This is a genomic window from Enterococcus sp. 9D6_DIV0238, assembly GCF_002174455.2.
Taxonomy (GTDB): domain Bacteria; phylum Bacillota; class Bacilli; order Lactobacillales; family Enterococcaceae; genus Enterococcus_L; species Enterococcus_L dunnyi.
In genome coordinates this window covers 1,752,284-1,768,844 of sequence record NZ_CP147246.1, presented here as the reverse complement: position 1 = coordinate 1,768,844, position 16,561 = coordinate 1,752,284, and the positions used below count along the sequence as shown (strand labels likewise).

The following is a 16,561-nucleotide window of genomic DNA, read 5'->3' as shown; positions in this document are numbered from 1 at the left end:
GGATGGGACAGATGGGAAAAATCCAAGAATTATCAGAACAACTTGCCAATCAGATCGCTGCTGGTGAAGTCGTCGAACGTCCTGCATCCGTTGTAAAAGAACTTGTCGAAAATGCAATTGATGCTGGCAGTTCTCAAATCGATATTTTCATCGAAGAGGCAGGGCTAAAAACGATCCAAGTGATTGATAATGGTGATGGAATCGCAAAAGATGATATCTTGAATGCCTTTAAGCGCCATGCAACAAGCAAAATCCATACGAGAGACGATTTATTCCGCATTCGTAGTTTAGGATTTCGTGGAGAAGCTCTTCCAAGTATTGCTTCTGTTTCGGAAATCATCGTAGAAACAGCTGTCTCAGAAGAAGGTGAAGGCAGTTTTATTCAAATGAAGGGCGGTAAAGTCGAAGAACATCGTCCAGCAGCCTTGAGAAAAGGTACGAAAATCACTGTTTCTAATCTGTTCTTCAATACGCCGGCACGCTTAAAATATGTCAAGACGATCCAGACTGAGCTAGCGAATATTGGGGATATCGTCAATCGTTTAGCCTTGAGCCACCCAAACATCGCTTTTCGTTTAGTCCATGATGGAAATAAAATGATGAACACGACAGGAAATGGTGATCTAAAACAGACGATCGCAGGCATTTACGGCATCAGTACCGCTAAAAAAATGTTGAAAATAGAAGCGGAAGATTTAGATTTTAAATTGACTGGGTATGTCTCTTTACCAGAAGTGACGAGAGCGAGCCGCAATTATTTATCTACGATCATCAATGGGCGTTATATCAAAAACTTTTCTTTGAATAAAGCAGTGGTTGATGGGTATGGCTCAAAACTGATGGTCGGCCGTTTTCCGATCGCTGTTTTAGAAATCGAGATGGATCCTTTGTTGGTGGATGTCAATGTTCATCCAACGAAGCAAGAAGTTCGTTTGAGTAAGGAAAAAGAATTGATGGCACTCATCAGTGAAGCAATCCGTGAAGTCTTGAGTCAGGAACAGCTGATTCCAAATGCTGCAGATAATCTGCGTTTCAAAAAGAAGGTCGAGCAGCAGCCGAAAGTAGAGCAAATGGAAATCCCTTTGACAGAACAAGAGGAAACAGCAAAACCGATTCGAAAGCCGGGAAGTTTAGGTTACGATCCTACTAGTGGTAATTTCTTTGTCAAAGAAACAAAGGCAGACTTTTCAACACAACCATTACCTGAAAAGCCAAAAGCAGAAAGTTCTCCAACTGAACAAGAGAAAGAAGCATTGATGGCCCATGCATTTAGTTCGCCCTATGAAGAACGACCGATTGAAGAACCTACTGTTGAATCGACTGAGGTATCTATGGATTCAGAAAACGCAACAATAGTAGATGAACAAGTGTATGAAAAAGAATTGAGTCATCATCCAGAGTTTGATTTTTCAGCAAAGAATAATGAACGACAATTAGAGCAGGCACTTAATAAGTTATCATCTGAACGTCCGAAAGAACGTTTTCCAGAATTAGAGTATTTTGGTCAAATGCATGGCACCTATCTTTTTGCCCAAAGTAAAGATGGACTATATATCATCGATCAACATGCTGCGCAAGAACGGATCAAATATGAATATTTTAGAGAAAAAATCGGTGAAGTTTCTGATGATCTTCAAGAGCTTTTAGTACCGATCGTGATCGACTATCCGAACAATGATGCGTTGAAAATCAAAGAAGCGAAAGATACTCTGGCTGAAGTGGGCATCCATCTAGAAGACTTTGGTCAAAACAGCTTTATTGTGCGTGCTCATCCTACTTGGTATCCAGCAGGTGAAGAAGAGAGTATCATTCGAGAAATGATCGATATGTTTTTAACAACTGGAAAAGTCAGTGTGAAAAAATTCCGTGAAGCAACAGCGATCATGATGAGCTGTAAACGCTCGATCAAAGCAAATCATTATTTAAATGAACAACAGGCTAGAGTGTTGTTAAAAGATCTTAAAACATGCGAGAATCCGTTTAACTGTCCTCATGGCCGCCCAGTATTGATCCATTTTACAAATTCCGATATGGAGAAAATGTTTAAACGAATTCAAGACCCACACTAAAAATTGAAAAAGGTGACAGAAATGGCAGTAATTCTAGCTTCACAATCTCCGCGCAGACGGGAGTTGCTTGGACGAATCGTCTCGGATTTCGAGATCGTCCCGGCAGATATCAACGAAGAGGTAAAAAGCTATTTTACCCCAATGGACTATGTCTTAGAGATGGCTACACAAAAGGCAAAACACATTGCTAAGAAATACCCGAATGATTTAGTGATCGGTTGTGATACCATCGTTACGATCGATAATGAGATTTTAGGAAAACCGACATCACGAGAAGATGGTTTCCGCATGCTGAAGCAGCTTAGCGGTCGGACACATAAGGTTTATACAAGTGTGGTTTTGATGAAAGACGATCAAGAATCCTCAGCGACTGTTCCGGCAACTGTGGAATTCTATGAATTGAGTGATGAAGAAATCAATCGCTATTTAGATACTGATGAATATAAAGATAAAGCAGGAGCATATGGGATCCAAGAACAAGGCGCTTTGTTCATAAAAAATATTCAAGGTGATTACTATTCGATCATGGGACTTCCCATATCCACGCTGTATCGCATGCTGCCGGCGTTTGATTAAGAATAATAGAAAGAAGGACTATCGATGAAATGCTCAGAAACAAGAGCGATTCAAACTCATATTATTACGTATCCTTATCTAAATTTTCATAAGACATTATTTGGTGGTCAGTTGATGGCTTGGCTGGATGAAACCGCTGGGATTGCAGCTGTGCGTGTGTCAAGATCAGCCATTGTGACGGCTTCTGTGGATCATCTAGATTTTTTAGCGCCATTAAAAGCTAATCATTCTGTTTGTATCGATGCGTATGTATCTGGTGTTGGTACACGCTCAATGGAAATTTTTGCTAAAGTGATCGGTGAAGACTTATTTACAGGTGAACGTTATCTGGCGGGAACGTGTTTCATGACATTTGTTGTGCCTAAAGGTGCGGAGTTGCCAGAAATGATCGAACCTCAAACAGAAGAAGAACGCTTTATCTGCCAAGGGTATGAAACAAGAAAAGCAGCTCGACAAGCCAAACGTCAAGAAAGTATCGATCTTGCAAAAAATGTAGATTTGGACATTCCTTGGAGTTAATAAACGCTTAAACACTTATTTTCTAAACAGGAAATAAGTGTTTTTTTCTGAATAATGCTATTATTAAGATAATAAAACTAGTAAGGATGTGATTTGTCGTGGAAAAACCTTCAAAAGAAGAGCTGAAACAAAAATTGACCGATATTGAATATGCAGTAACCCAAGAAAACGCAACAGAGCGTCCATTCTCAGGAAAGTATGATGATTTTTATCAAGATGGGATATACGTCGATATCGTCAGCGGTGAGCCACTCTTTAGTTCGACTGACAAATATGATGCGGGCTGCGGTTGGCCTTCATTTACTCACCCTATAGAAAAACGCGGTGTCAAAGAAAAAGCCGATTTTTCATTGGGAATGCATCGGGTCGAAGTGCGGAGTAAAGAAGCAGATTCACATTTAGGTCACGTGTTCACAGACGGTCCCCAAGATCAAGGCGGTCTCCGCTATTGTATCAATGCAGCTGCTCTAAGATTTGTTCCAGTAGAAAAGTTAGAAGAAGAAGGATATGGAGAGTATAAATCCTTATTTGAATGATCAATAAAGCGTCTAGTGTTTTCTCACACTAGATGTTTTTTTAATTTTTTATATCACTTGTTATTTTATGTGTGACTAAAACAGTTGCTATTCTGGATTCTTTTTAGTATTATAAGAATATTCAAAATATTAAAATTTGAAAAGAAAATTATTATTTATTAAGGAGAATAAAATGAAAAAATCGAAGATGACTAAATTGATCAGTGTTATGATGTTGTCGACACTTGCTTTAGCAGCATGTGGAGGCGGAGGAAAAACCGATTCGACAGGTAGCAGTACTGGAGGGAAAAAAGCTAGTGGGGAACAGCTTTTTAGAGTAGTTGTGCAACAAGAAATGCCAAGTGCTGATTTATCAGTCGCAACGAATACAATTAGCTTTTCGGCGTTAAACAACGTTTATGAAGGGTTATATCGTCTAGATGAGAACAGCAAACCTCAGCCGGCTGGTGCTATTGAAATGGCTGAAAAAAGTGAGGACGGACTGACATATAAATTCAAACTTAGAGAAGATGCTAAATGGTCTAATGGAGATCCTGTAGTGGCAGCAGACTATGTGTATGGCTGGCAACGTACAGCAGATCCTAAAACTGCAGCAGAATATGCCTACATGTTTGAATTAGTGAAGAACGGGGCAGATGTCTCAGCAGGTAAAAAAGGGCTTGATGAGCTTGGGATCAAAGCGAATGGCGATCATGAATTAGAAGTAACATTGGAGCAGACAACACCTTATTTCGATTACTTATTAGCATTTCCATCGTTCTTCCCGCAAAATAAAAAAGTAGTGGAAGAACAAGGGAAAGACTATGCAACGAAGAGTGAAGCATCTGTTTACAATGGTCCATTCACATTGACTGATTTTGATGGTCCAGGAACAGATACAGAATGGTCATATACAAAAAATGATCAATATTGGGATAAAGACACTGTACAATTAGATAAAATCGAAGTGAAAGTGGTCAAAGAAGCACCAACCTCTCTAAACTTATTCCAAGATGGTCAGACAGATGACGTTATTTTAAGTGGTGAACTGGCTCAGCAAATGGCAGATGATCCACAATTAGTCATCCAAAAAGAAGCCCGTACTTCTTACTTGGAATTTAACCAAAGGGATGCAGATTCTCCTTACCATAATGAGAACTTAAGAAAAGCAATTTCTTACTCTATCGATCGTGATGCTGTTGTTGACCGAATTTTAGGTGATGGGTCTATTGCTTCAACAGGGTTAGTGCCGGAAGGAATGTCGTTCTCGCCAAAAGACAATAAAGATTTCGCAGAAGAAAACAAAGGAATCTTGAAATCCGACAAAGAACAAGCGAAAAAATACTGGGAAGCAGCGAAAAAAGAACTGGGCATCGATTCATTCAAATTCGATATTGTCGGAGATGATACAGACTCGACGAAGAAAATCTTAGAATATATTCAGGGTGCTGTGAAAGAAAACCTTGACGGTGTAGATGTAACAGTGACCAATGTACCATTTACCGTTCGTTTAGATCGTGGTAAAAACGGTGATTTCGAAGTGATCATGGGCGGTTGGGGTGCTGATTATGCAGACCCAAGCAGTTTCACTGATTTATTTGTAACTGGTGGCGCGTATAATAGAGGCCGTTACTCAAATAAAGAATATGATACTTTAGTACAGGATTCTGGTAAAAAGAATGCTGCAGATCCTGAAAAACGTTGGGATGACATGGTTCAGGCTGAAAAGCTGATCCTTGATGAAATGGGTGTTGCTCCAGTTTATCAAAAAGCGGAAGCTCACCTACGGAACTCAAAAGTCAAAGGTGTCGTTGCACATGGTGCTGGCGCAACTTACGATTATAAATGGACGTATATTTCTGAATAATCATAGAAAAAATAGGCTAGCCTTAAGGTCAATCTTACAGGCTAGCCTATTTTGCTCAGAATAAGCGTATTTTTGATGCTACTTCTTTTCTCTAACTTGTGTTAAAATGGAAACGTATGTGCGTGTCAGCACAAAAATATGCTGAATAAAATGTTGGAACAGTATCGCTTAGAAAGGTGAAATTATGTACGAATATATCCTTGGTAAAGTGACCTTTATCAGTCCTTATTATATTGTTGTAGAAACAAACGGCATCGGCTATCAAATCTCAGTAGGCAATCCTTACCGCTATTCAGGAAAGACAGAACTGGAGATCAAGATCTATGTTCATCAAGTCATTCGTGAAGATGCCCATACGTTATATGGCTTTAGTGATCTAGATGAGAAACAGCTCTTTTTGAAGTTAATCAGTGTTTCAGGGATTGGTCCCAAAAGTGCGCTGGCGATCATGGCATCTGAAGATCATGGCGGTTTGATCAATGCGATCGAAAGTGAAGACGCGAAATATTTGACGAAATTCCCAGGAGTAGGGAAAAAGACTGCTCAGCAAATGGTGCTGGATCTAAAAGGCAAACTCGGTGAATTAGAGACATCAGACGCAGCGGTTGAAGCGATGGCGCAGACACCACAAGCATCTTCGAATAATCAGGCATTGACAGAAGCATTAGAAGCGCTTAGTGCTTTAGGCTACAGTGAAAAAGAAATCAAACGAATCACACCAAGTTTAGAAGGTTTAGGCGTTCAGCCAACAGATGAATATTTACGTAATGCATTGAAATTGATGATGAAGCGTTAAGGAGGAAGAGCTATGACTGAAGATGAGAGATTACTTTCAGCGCAAAGCAGCGAAGGTGAAGAGTCACTGGAAAAATCACTACGTCCGCAATTTCTCGAACAATATATCGGTCAGGATAAAGTAAAACAAGAGTTGACGATTTATATCGAAGCCGCTCGAACACGTGAGGAAGCTTTGGATCATACCCTTTTATATGGCCCTCCTGGTTTGGGGAAGACAACAATGGCAATGGTCATCGCCAATGAAATGAATGTCAATATCCGTACAACTAGCGGGCCTGCGATCGAACGAGCAGGCGATTTAGTGGCTATCTTGAACGAGCTGGAGCCCGGAGATGTGTTATTTATTGATGAAATCCATCGACTGCCTCGTTTAGTAGAGGAAATGCTATATTCAGCAATGGAAGATTTTTATGTGGATATCATGGTTGGACAGGGAACGACTGCTCATCCCGTTCATTTTCCTTTACCGCCGTTTACATTGATCGGTGCGACAACTCGAGCAGGAATGCTCTCGGCACCACTTAGAGACCGTTTTGGAATCATTTCACATATGGAGTATTACGAGACGAAAGATTTGAAAGAAATCGTTCAACGTTCAGCCGACATTTTTCAGACAGAAATCGTTGAAGAAGGCGCCTTTGAAATTGCTCGACGTTCTCGCGGCACGCCTAGAATTGCTAACCGTTTGTTGAAACGTGTTCGTGATTTTGCTCAGGTGCAGTCAAATGGTGTGATCGATCGAATGATTGCCGATCAAGCACTGACCCTTTTGCAGGTGGATCATGAAGGATTGGATTATGTCGATCAAAAGTTGCTGAAAACGATGATTGAATTGTATGGCGGCGGACCAGTGGGATTAAGTACGATCGCAGTCAATATCAGTGAAGAAACTGAAACAGTCGAAGATATGTACGAACCCTATCTGATACAAAAAGGATTTATCAAAAGAACGCCAAGAGGACGTATTGCCACACCACTGGCGTATGAACATTTTGGCTATGACTCTTATTATTCAGAATAAATTAGTAAAAAATAAGACACATAGAATTGTCATTGAAGCAATTCTATGTGTCTCATTTTTTGTCTATTTTTTTAGAATTCTACGATATATTTGTAGTTGATCACTAATGGAGTACCATCTTTGTAAGCAACAAAATCAGTTCTGTCTGCACCCATATAATCAGATTCAGCTCCAGGGAAATCGATTTTTAGATCGTCAACTTTAACTAAAGAACCAACCTCAGTTGGGTGAACGACTTCTTGATATAAAACATAGTCTTTTGTATTGTCGTCGTATACATAGTGACGGGCAATTACAGGAACGATATATTGAGAAGTTGCTCCAGAGAAAATAACTTCATGAGTACCATTTTTCTTCAGTTGTGATACTTCATTTTTTTCAACGCAAACGCTAGGATTTGTCCGAGTTGCTTTTACGGTTGCATTTTCGAAAGATTTGTCAATATCCCCTAAAAGTCCACCATTTGCGAAATAGACACTTTCCGGATCAGATGACCAGTTATAGTTAGCCATATTCTTCATGTTTCTAGCCACTGTTTTGTAATTAGAAGTTAGATTAAGAGGAACATCATCCGTAATGATTAGATTTGCTTCTTTGTACTCTTCACGAACTACAGCTCCATTATATGCGCGCAGCATTTGTTTGTCTGCATGTAAAGCAGATAAAGAACTATTGATATCGTGAGAAATACCTGTGATTGAGCTCCCTGCATCTTCTGCTTGAATATGTGCAATGATTGAACGAGCTCCAGCAACTTTCCCTTCACCGATAACTGTAGCACCTTTCCATGCATAGATATCACGGTACGCGTAAATTCCTGTACCATTGCTACTTACACCTTTAAGAACAGCATCATAGTAAGGTTTGATATCATTGTTACTGTAAACACCGTACTCTGAACCAGAGGCTTCAACAGAACCGCCTTCCATTTGGATTTCATTTTCTACTTTCAATCCAATTTTTGAAGCAGAGGCAGTAACTTTCCCTTTACCATATTTAGTTGTTTTGAAAGCTCTGAAATGCGTTCCTACATTGATAGCGACATCATCTGTCGTATCTACGTTCATTTCACCATTTCCGCGTAATTCTAATGTGTGTTTTGCATTGATTGAATTCACGTTTACAGGCTTTGTATTGTTTAAAGTAATGATGATTGATGATGAACTGTAAATTTTCGCATTTTCATTTAACACGTATTCCCCTTTTTTTGTCGTTAATACGTTTGTTCCATCATTTTGTGTAGTGATCGTTGCAGCGTATCCTTTTAAATCTGTACTCTCAGTCAAAATCGAAGCGGCATCAGCAGATTGACCAGCAAAAAGACCTAAACCTAAAGCGACAAGTGATCCACCTAATATTTTTTTGTAACTAATCATTTTACCCATCCTTATTATTTTTTTCTGCTAATTATATAAATAACACTAGCAGTACATTGAATATAACATGACGGAAGAGGTTATTTTTTCCTCTTATTTTCCATTGGATAAAACTTTTTGATAAAAAAATGTCTTTTTGTTCTTTTAAAAATCATATATATTTTATAAATGGAATATATGTAGTGCTAAAGAACCATTAACAATTGTTAAAAGGATACTGCAACTTTATATTTTTCTGTCATTCTTTGGTATGATGAGTATATCTAAAAAAAAGTGAGGACAAAACGATGAGCGAAGCACAGATTACCAAAAAAGCGATTTCGTCTGCATTGATCGACTTATGCGGTAGAAAATTATTTAGCAAGATCAGTGTACAAGACATTACGAAAGAAGTCGGCTTAAACCGCCAAACATTTTATTATCATTTTACAGATAAAAACGACCTACTACGTTGGATTTACACCCATGATGCGTTGATCTATTTGGATTCACCAGATACGAGTATCGACAATTGGGAAGAGCAAGCCTTAAAAATGCTTAAAGCGATCCAAGAAAAAAATGATTTTTACTATAATACAGTCAATTCTGATTCTGAGATTTTAAGAACTTGTTTTTCTGAGATCACAAACAAATTATTTATTCATTTATTTGAACAGATGGATAAAGAAAAGCAGTTGCTTCCAGAAGATAAAGTCTTTTATGCCCGTTTCTTTTCATATGGCTGTAGCGGAGTACTGATCGACTGGATCTTAGGTGGTTATAAAGAGTCCCCGTTAGAGATTGCAACACAGCTCTTTCGATTAGCAAAAGATACAGAATTTTTCTCTTACCGTCTTTATGCACAAGAAAACGAACTATTATGACAAATCGACTAGAGTGTCTAAAAAGCTGACGGAATGGAAAGGCTATCACAAGACTTTTCTAATGAATCATTGTACGCTAGGTTCATAAAATGAATCGGAGGGATTTTCATGAAAAAAAGACATATTGGATTAGTTACTGCGGGTGTGTTAGGTGCAGCCGTTCTTGCCAAAAAAGCATCCGTCGATAAAAAAACAGCAAAACTTTCAGAAGTGGAAGAAGAAATCAATAGCCGTTATTATGGTGATAAACAAGTCTATCTCATCGGTGGCGGTATTGCGACGATGGCAGCAGCAGCTTACTTACTTCGTGATGCAAATTTTAACGGTAAAAATATCCATGTGATCGAAGGAATGAAAATTCTTGGTGGTAGCAATGATGGTATAGGTACAAATGAAAAAGGTTTTGTTGCTCGTGGTGGCCGCATGCTGAATGAAGAAACCTATGAAAATTTCTGGGAGCTATTTAGCACTATTCCTTCATTGGATTGGCCTAATCACAGTGTGACAGAAGAAATATTGAATTTTGACCACTTACACCCAACACATGCACAAGCACGCTTGGTTACAAAAGAGCAAGAAATTCTTGATGCCCATACTATGGGCTTTGACAATGAAGACCGTTTGGCTATGTCTAAATTATTGGCAACTCCTGAAGAAAAGTTGGATGGTGTGACGATCGAAGAATGGTTTGGCCCTCATTTCTTTGAAACAAATTTCTGGTATATGTGGCAAACAACCTTTGCATTCCAAAAATGGAGCAGTGCCTTTGAGTTGCGCCGCTATATGAATCGAATGATCTTAGAATTTTCTCGAATCGATACGTTGGAAGGTGTTACTCGTACACCGCTTAACCAATATGATAGCGTGATCCTACCTTTGAAAGCTTATCTAGAAAAACATGGGGTTGACTTTACACTAAATGAGGATGTTGTGGATCTAGAATTTAAACCAGGTTCCGATATTACTGTGACTGCATTAAAATTGGGCAATGGTGAAACGATCGATTTAAATGAAGAAGATGTGGTCATCATGACCAACGGTACAATGACAGACAGCTCTACCGAAGGAGACTGGAGTCATCCGGCGCCGGAAGTGACAGAAGAGTCACGTTCGGCAAGACTTTGGCGTAATATTGCGAAGAAAAAAGCTGGATTAGGAAATCCTGAACCGTTTTTCGGTAATGAAAAAGAAACCAATTGGGAAAGTTTTACTGTGACGTGTAAAGGTGACAAGTTATTAAAACGTATTGAAGAATTTTCCGGTAATATTCCAGGTTCGGGTGCATTGATGACCTTAAAAGATTCAAGCTGGTTGTTAAGTACTGTTGTGGCAGCTCAGCCGCACTTCAAAAATCAAAATCCGGATACCACGATTTTCTGGGGCTATGGCATCTATACGGATAAGATCGGTGAGTATGTGAAAAAACCAATGCGTGACTGTACAGGAGAAGAAATCTTGTATGAATGGATCTGTCAAATGGGCTGGCAGTCAGATTGGGAAGAAATCAAAAAAGACATCGTCAATGTGATTCCAGCGTATATGCCTTATATTGACGCCCAATTTCAACCGCGAAAAATGAGTGATCGTCCAGCTGTTGTACCTGAAAACAGCACAAATTTTGCGATGGTCAGTCAATTTGTTGAGATACCAAAAGATATGGTCTTTACAGAAGAATATTCTGTTCGAGCAGCTCGAATTGCGGTATACACGCTGTTTGATATTGATAAAGAGATTGTGCCAGTGACTCCTTATAACCGTGATCCTAAGGTTTTGGCAAAAGCGGCACAAACGATGTTTAGATAGTAATGAAAGTGACTGGGATATAACGCGTAAAGTTATATCCCAGTTATTTTAATATAGAAGACTAGCTATGTTACTATAATAAAATGAGGAGGGATAGGATGAAAAAAGTACTATTTGTCTGCTTAGGAAATATTTGCCGATCACCTATGGCAGAAGCTGTATTTAGAGAGAAAGTCAAAAAGCACAGGTTGGAAAATCAGGTGCAGGTTTCTTCGGCTGCGACTAGTCGCTGGGAAGTAGGCAACCTACCACATCAAGGTACACAAGAAATCTTAAAAAGGCAGGGGATTTCTTTTAGTGGAATAAAAGCAACACAAATCAAAGAACTGGATTTTTTTGAGTTTGACCTTCTTATTGGAATGGATACAGAAAATGTAGCGGATTTAAAACGGGTCGCACCTTATGGAACAGAAGAGAAGATTCATTTATTTATGGAAGTTGTAGCCGGTAAAGAGAAGATGGATGTTCCAGATCCTTATTATACTGGTGATTTTGATCAAACCTATACATTGGTCGATCAAGGAACAGATGCTTGGTTAATTTATCTGGCTAAAGAATAAAAAATAGAAAAGAAATCAAAATCTCAGACTAAAGGTGGATGTATCTTTTTTATGAATATTTTACAATAGAAAAGTAGAGCAACAACGTAAAATGATCATTAAAAAGATTGGAGGAAATAGAAGATGAAAGGCTCATATAGAACAGTTGTATTTGAGACGAGCTTGTATTATATTTTATTGGCGATTGTACTGCCCTTGATTTACGCTGTTACGTATCATGTCGCTTTTTTATCTGTGTTCACTACAGAATGGCTGGCAGTGACACTATTTCTATATCCGATCGTTTTAGTTTTATCGACCATCCGCTATGGCTATATTCGAATCAGAAAGACAAGTCATTCATAAAAAAGACTGAAACAAAAAAGAAATCTCTTTGTTTCAGTCTTTTGCTATTTTATAGGGTCAGTTGTTCCATTTGGAAAGCGTCAGTCATTTCTTTCGTCGCTTTATCGATTGGGGTAACTGATTCTAGTTCACCTTGAACTGCGATTCGAGTTGTCGCATACATGTCACCGCAAGTAATCAGCGTGATCATTTTCTTGCCGGGAACATCATCGATCAACTCCACGCGTGAAGGATCGATCTTTTCTACATAATTGATTTTATACGTATATACGTTATTCAAGTCCGTTGTGTAGATCAGCTCACCTGGTTTAGAATATTCTAATGGTGAAAATAGCGAAACCATATCTTGCACACGATGACTGGCAAGAGCATAGTTGCCTTTACCCATCTCCTGATCTGGTTTCATTGTACCAGCACCGGTCAATAGCACAACATTGTCCAGTCCTCTGAAAATCGGTAAGTTGATTTTCACATCAGGAAGCGCTACTGCTCCGATCACAGGTAAATTTCGGTTTCCAAACTGAGCTTTGATGACAGCTTCTGTACTAAGCGATTCAACAGCTTCAAAGTCAAAGGAAACATCTTTTTTATTATTTTTTTCGATATCTTCAGGCGTTAGTTTTTCTACAGCATACGCTTTTCCATTTTGCTGGATCAGCAGATTTCTAATTTGTGTGTTGAAGACTAAAGCTAAACCAACGATCAGCAATAGGAATAAAAATATATTGAGCAGCCAATTTCGTTTTCTGGATTTTTTCTTTTTAGGTACTTTTTTTCTTGAGGCCATAAGCTCCCTCCTTTTTTTATAAGTGTATCATAAGTTGATTTGAAACCCTAGCTTAAAAACTTTATTTTTTTCTAAAAGTTCGTTTTTAAAAAGGATCGTTAAAAAAACGAACGACTTTTAAGCAATGAGAAAAATAGCTTATATAGACTGCGCTAGATGGAACTTTTTTAACTCTTTGTAACTGAAACTTAAAATAAAAGACACAAGCTTTTATTACAGAAATATTGTAGAATGGAAGTAACGAAAAATGATAGGGGGATCGAACGAATGGTAGAATTGATTTATGTACATATCGACATGACCAGTAATGCAGTTTTATCAAAAGGAATCACACATGCAGATTTTACGCATTCGATCGTTCATCACCCGAAAAATCTTCTTTTGCTGAATCCATCTGCAGAAGAAGGAGAGTATGATATGCATAGTGGTTTGAAGATCATTCGCGGTGAAGAGAATGTAAATCAGTATTTTTCAACCACTCACCGCAGAAAAATGAATGAGGAAATCAAGTGGATCGATTTTTCAGATGTCACGATGCTGAAAGAGCTAACACCATTAGAAATCTCAGAACTGCTCTATTTTGGTCATATGAAGACAAGTCTTCATTCACCATTTTTTTATAAATTACAAAATAATTTTGTGTTTTTTGAATTTGTTGATCATATGACACGTATTTATTATCGCTATATCGATGAGTTTTATCGAATCTTAGCGGATAAAATCACTCGAGTGATTTTAGAAAAAGTCAATGATCGTAAAACATTCTTTAAGAGAGGGATTCCAGTTGAAAAATTGGATGTCGATATCCTAAAAGAAATGAAGACGATTTTACAAGAAGGTGTGGTCTTTTGCTTCGATCAAATGGATATCAAAGGTAAGGAGTATCACATTCCCATCCACGTTGTAGAAGATTCATTGTGGAAAACGAAAAACTTTGCTTACCGCAATGAACCTGTGATCGCTATTTTGATTTATAATACAGCCAAACGCTCGTGGCGTTTGATTCATGAAGATGATTTTGAATTTTCTGGATTCCCAAAACAAGCATAATTTAAAAACACTGATAAGAAAGCCGTAGTTGCTCTCTTATCAGTGTTTTTTTAGATGTTTTTTTGTAATCTCAGGCGTTTAGCAATTTTTTCGATCAAGAAAAGGGCAGGTAATTGAGAAGTCAGCTCGATCGTTTTGTCATGGTTATCGCTTGTTTTGTAGATCGTCTCCCGATTGATCGTATAAGGAATGTTCAAATCGGACATTCTACTGATCGTTGAGCTGTCGCTGTTGGTGATGGAAATGATCGGGCATTTTTTTGTATTCAGACGTTTGATGTAGTGGATGATTTCTTTCGTTTCACCTGTGACGGATAGGGCGATCACACATGTTCGTTCAAGGATATCATCAGGAAACCATTCAATTGGGTAGTTAGAAGGATCCTCGATTCGTAAGGCTGTTTGAGACAAATTAGTGAAATAAAGAGAACCATAAGCGGCAATCGGTTCAGATGAACCGGAACCGAGAAAAAGGACTAACCCTTTATCTGCTAAAAGTGTGACAGCTTGCTCAATTTTATGATCAAGGAAAGGCTCATTGACACGTTCTAAGAAGTGGATATGCTGAGTTTCATCGACATCAGCAATTTGAGCCTGATTGATCGATTCATAATATAAATGTAGTTTGACTTTGAATTCAGAGAAACCATTACACTCAAATTTATGACAAAAGCGTAAAATACTTGCAGTACTGGTATGTGTTTCAGTAGCTAAATCTCTGATGCGCATGTAAGTGACAGTCTTTAAATTGTTGGCGATATAGTGGTAAATTTCATACTCTAAAGGATTCAAATCAGGGATATAATCTAAAAAAAGCATAGTGGCCTCCTTGTAGTTACAGACTGTGACAAAATTGTGAGAAGTGACAAAAGCCGTCAATTATCACAAAGGAATGAAAGCGTATAACAAACATTATAATCAATGCTATACTCCAATTATAGATTGTGAAAGCGCAATCTGCAAGCAGAATAAAAAGCGTTTTAGCTAACAAAAAATCAATATTGGAGGATAAGGTGGATGAACATAGAATTTCCAAAAAGCTTCTTTTGGGGAGCGGCATCAAGTGCAACACAAGCGGAAGGCAGACAAGCAGGAGATGGAAAAGGAGAAAACATTTGGGATTATGCTTCTAAAAAGTATAATCATCGATTTTATGAAGGTGTAACGACAGAAAATACCTCGTATTTTTATCGGGATTATCAAGAAGACATTCAAAGAATGCAGGATATTTCTTTTAACTCTTTCCGGACCTCGATTTCCTGGTCACGTTTGATCCCAGATGGCATTGGAGACGTGAATCCTAAAGCAGTAGCATTTTACAATGATATGATCGATACACTGATTGAAAAAGGTGTTGAACCATTTATCAATTTGTACCACTTTGATATGCCGATGGAATTACAAAAAATCGGCGGATTTGAAAATAGAGAAGTGATCACCGCATATAAAAACTATGCGAAAACTTGTTTTGAATTATTTGGGGATCGAGTGAAATACTGGTTTACGTTTAATGAGCCAATGATTCCGGCTGAAGCAGGGTATCTTCATGATCGTCATTATCCATATGTTGTTGATTTCAAACGTGCGGCAACGGTTTTACACCATATCATCGTGGCTCATTGTGAAGCAGTTAACGTCTATCGTGAATCAAAACAGGAGGGGAAAATCGGTATCATCATGGATGTGATCCCAGTGTATCCAAGAAGCCAAAATCCGGCAGATCTGTATGCAGCAGAGATGGCAGACCTTTTCTATACAAAAAGTGTGAATGATGCGATTTTAAAAGGAAAGTACCCAGAGAAACTAAAAGAAGTGCTAGTAAAATATGATCAATTACCAGGAGTTACGGAGGAAGACATAGCGCTGATCGGTGAAACGAAAATCGACTTATTAGGCATCAATTACTATCGGCCTCGTAGAGTCAAAGCCAAAGAATGTTTACCGAATCCGCAGGGTGTTTTTTCACCTGAATGGTTCTTTGACGAATATGTGATGCCGGGCAGACGGATGAATACGTCACGAGGGATCGAGATTTATCCAAAAGGAATTTATGATATTGCTAAAAAAATTCAGACAGAATATGACAACATCGATTGGTTTGTTTCTGAAAATGGGATCGGGATCGAAGGAGAAGAAGCATTCATCGCAGAAGGGATCGTTCAAGATCAATACCGTATCGATTTTTTGAAGGAACATTTGAGGTATTTGAACAAAGCGATGGAAGAAGGAAGCAACTGTCTTGGTTATCATATGTGGACGTTTGTGGATTGCTGGTCATGGGGCAATGCTTATAAAAATCGATATGGTTTTTATCGCTTGGATTTAGCGACAGGAGAAAAGACGGTGAAGAAATCTGGGTTGTGGTTTAAAGAAATGGTGAAGGAAAATGGGTTTGATTAAAGAAAGGAAGACA

At 38.5% G+C, this 16,561-nt stretch carries 16 protein-coding genes; 13 read left to right on the top strand and 3 right to left on the bottom strand.

The genetic code is table 11. The features are described 5' to 3' along the window. Nucleotides 1-2: 2 nt before the first annotated feature. The 7 genes from mutL (at nt 3) to ruvB (ending at nt 7,365) form a co-directional block, all read left to right on the top strand. The gene (gene mutL, locus A5889_RS08280; RefSeq protein WP_422389699.1) at nt 3-2,069 is read left to right on the top strand and encodes a DNA mismatch repair endonuclease MutL; all 2,067 of its coding nucleotides are present in this window, start codon (nt 3-5) and stop codon (nt 2,067-2,069) included. Nucleotides 2,070-2,090: 21 nt separating this feature from the next. Continuing rightward, a complete protein-coding gene (locus A5889_RS08275; protein ID WP_087640572.1) occupies nt 2,091-2,645 on the top strand; it encodes a Maf family protein in 555 nt (184 codons plus the stop codon). 24 nt (nt 2,646-2,669) lie between these two features. Further along, on the top strand, nt 2,670-3,164 hold the full coding sequence (locus A5889_RS08270; protein ID WP_087640573.1) for an acyl-CoA thioesterase: 495 nt from the start codon (nt 2,670-2,672) through the stop codon (nt 3,162-3,164). Nucleotides 3,165-3,262: 98 nt separating this feature from the next. Next, the gene (gene msrB, locus A5889_RS08265; RefSeq protein ID WP_087640574.1) at nt 3,263-3,700 is read left to right on the top strand and encodes a peptide-methionine (R)-S-oxide reductase MsrB; all 438 of its coding nucleotides are present in this window, start codon (nt 3,263-3,265) and stop codon (nt 3,698-3,700) included. A 172-nt stretch (nt 3,701-3,872) separates the two neighbouring features. Beyond that, nucleotides 3,873-5,546: a peptide ABC transporter substrate-binding protein gene (locus A5889_RS08260; RefSeq protein WP_087640575.1), complete on the top strand. Its 1,674-nt coding sequence runs from the start codon at nt 3,873-3,875 to the stop codon at nt 5,544-5,546. Nucleotides 5,547-5,730: 184 nt separating this feature from the next. Further along, the gene (ruvA, locus tag A5889_RS08255) at nt 5,731-6,342 is read left to right on the top strand and encodes a Holliday junction branch migration protein RuvA (RefSeq protein ID WP_087640576.1); all 612 of its coding nucleotides are present in this window, start codon (nt 5,731-5,733) and stop codon (nt 6,340-6,342) included. 12 nt (nt 6,343-6,354) lie between these two features. Continuing rightward, nucleotides 6,355-7,365: a Holliday junction branch migration DNA helicase RuvB gene (gene ruvB / locus A5889_RS08250; RefSeq protein WP_087640577.1), complete on the top strand. Its 1,011-nt coding sequence runs from the start codon at nt 6,355-6,357 to the stop codon at nt 7,363-7,365. Nucleotides 7,366-7,436: 71 nt separating this feature from the next. On the opposite strand, the gene A5889_RS08245 is transcribed toward ruvB, so the two are convergent. Further along, nucleotides 7,437-8,741, bottom strand: a complete 1,305-nt coding sequence (locus A5889_RS08245) for a hypothetical protein (RefSeq protein WP_087640578.1) — start codon at nt 8,739-8,741, stop codon at nt 7,437-7,439. A 287-nt stretch (nt 8,742-9,028) separates the two neighbouring features. Here A5889_RS08245 and A5889_RS08240 point away from each other — a divergent pair, with 287 nt between their 5' ends. The 4 genes from A5889_RS08240 to A5889_RS08225 all read left to right on the top strand — a co-directional run bounded on the left by A5889_RS08240 (nt 9,029) and on the right by A5889_RS08225 (nt 12,312). Continuing rightward, entirely contained in the window at nt 9,029-9,604 is a 576-nt protein-coding gene (locus tag A5889_RS08240; RefSeq protein ID WP_087640579.1) for a TetR/AcrR family transcriptional regulator, read from the top strand. A 108-nt stretch (nt 9,605-9,712) separates the two neighbouring features. Then, on the top strand, nt 9,713-11,407 hold the full coding sequence (locus A5889_RS08235) for an oleate hydratase (protein WP_087640580.1): 1,695 nt from the start codon (nt 9,713-9,715) through the stop codon (nt 11,405-11,407). 98 nt (nt 11,408-11,505) lie between these two features. Next, nucleotides 11,506-11,967 (top strand): low molecular weight protein-tyrosine-phosphatase, encoded by a 462-nt coding sequence (locus A5889_RS08230; RefSeq protein ID WP_087640581.1) that lies wholly within the window; start codon nt 11,506-11,508, stop codon nt 11,965-11,967. 123 nt (nt 11,968-12,090) lie between these two features. Next, nucleotides 12,091-12,312, top strand: a complete 222-nt coding sequence (locus tag A5889_RS08225; protein ID WP_087640582.1) for a hypothetical protein — start codon at nt 12,091-12,093, stop codon at nt 12,310-12,312. 49 nt (nt 12,313-12,361) lie between these two features. Here the strand turns inward: A5889_RS08225 and A5889_RS08220 are convergent, their stop codons facing one another. Next, complete coding sequence (locus A5889_RS08220; protein WP_087640583.1) at nt 12,362-13,099, bottom strand: class A sortase; 738 nt, start codon at nt 13,097-13,099, stop codon at nt 12,362-12,364. A gap of 267 nt (nt 13,100-13,366) precedes the next feature. On the opposite strand from A5889_RS08220, the gene A5889_RS08215 reads away from it, so the two are divergent. Continuing rightward, nucleotides 13,367-14,149: a hypothetical protein gene (locus A5889_RS08215; RefSeq protein ID WP_087640584.1), complete on the top strand. Its 783-nt coding sequence runs from the start codon at nt 13,367-13,369 to the stop codon at nt 14,147-14,149. Nucleotides 14,150-14,199: 50 nt separating this feature from the next. Here A5889_RS08215 and A5889_RS08210 read toward each other — a convergent pair whose 3' ends face one another. Beyond that, complete coding sequence (locus A5889_RS08210; protein ID WP_087640585.1) at nt 14,200-14,967, bottom strand: MurR/RpiR family transcriptional regulator; 768 nt, start codon at nt 14,965-14,967, stop codon at nt 14,200-14,202. 198 nt (nt 14,968-15,165) lie between these two features. On the opposite strand from A5889_RS08210, the gene A5889_RS08205 reads away from it, so the two are divergent. Continuing rightward, nucleotides 15,166-16,548, top strand: a complete 1,383-nt coding sequence (locus A5889_RS08205) for a glycoside hydrolase family 1 protein (protein WP_087640586.1) — start codon at nt 15,166-15,168, stop codon at nt 16,546-16,548. Nucleotides 16,549-16,561: the final 13 nt, after the last annotated feature.

Excerpts from the sequence above, each read along its gene's own strand:
- mutL (WP_422389699.1), top strand. The coding sequence starts at position 3 with ATGGGACAGATGGGAAAAATCCAAGAATTATCAGAACAACTTGCCAAT.
- A5889_RS08275 (WP_087640572.1), top strand. The coding sequence starts at position 2,091 with ATGGCAGTAATTCTAGCTTCACAATCTCCGCGCAGACGGGAGTTGCTT.
- A5889_RS08270 (WP_087640573.1), top strand. The coding sequence starts at position 2,670 with ATGAAATGCTCAGAAACAAGAGCGATTCAAACTCATATTATTACGTAT.
- A5889_RS08260 (WP_087640575.1), top strand. The coding sequence starts at position 3,873 with ATGAAAAAATCGAAGATGACTAAATTGATCAGTGTTATGATGTTGTCG.
- ruvA (WP_087640576.1), top strand. The coding sequence starts at position 5,731 with ATGTACGAATATATCCTTGGTAAAGTGACCTTTATCAGTCCTTATTAT.
- ruvB (WP_087640577.1), top strand. The coding sequence starts at position 6,355 with ATGACTGAAGATGAGAGATTACTTTCAGCGCAAAGCAGCGAAGGTGAA.
- A5889_RS08245 (WP_087640578.1), bottom strand. The coding sequence starts at position 8,741 with ATGATTAGTTACAAAAAAATATTAGGTGGATCACTTGTCGCTTTAGGT.
- A5889_RS08240 (WP_087640579.1), top strand. The coding sequence starts at position 9,029 with ATGAGCGAAGCACAGATTACCAAAAAAGCGATTTCGTCTGCATTGATC.
- A5889_RS08235 (WP_087640580.1), top strand. The coding sequence starts at position 9,713 with ATGAAAAAAAGACATATTGGATTAGTTACTGCGGGTGTGTTAGGTGCA.
- A5889_RS08230 (WP_087640581.1), top strand. The coding sequence starts at position 11,506 with ATGAAAAAAGTACTATTTGTCTGCTTAGGAAATATTTGCCGATCACCT.
- A5889_RS08225 (WP_087640582.1), top strand. The coding sequence starts at position 12,091 with ATGAAAGGCTCATATAGAACAGTTGTATTTGAGACGAGCTTGTATTAT.
- A5889_RS08220 (WP_087640583.1), bottom strand. The coding sequence starts at position 13,099 with ATGGCCTCAAGAAAAAAAGTACCTAAAAAGAAAAAATCCAGAAAACGA.
- A5889_RS08215 (WP_087640584.1), top strand. The coding sequence starts at position 13,367 with ATGGTAGAATTGATTTATGTACATATCGACATGACCAGTAATGCAGTT.
- A5889_RS08210 (WP_087640585.1), bottom strand. The coding sequence starts at position 14,967 with ATGCTTTTTTTAGATTATATCCCTGATTTGAATCCTTTAGAGTATGAA.
- A5889_RS08205 (WP_087640586.1), top strand. The coding sequence starts at position 15,166 with ATGAACATAGAATTTCCAAAAAGCTTCTTTTGGGGAGCGGCATCAAGT.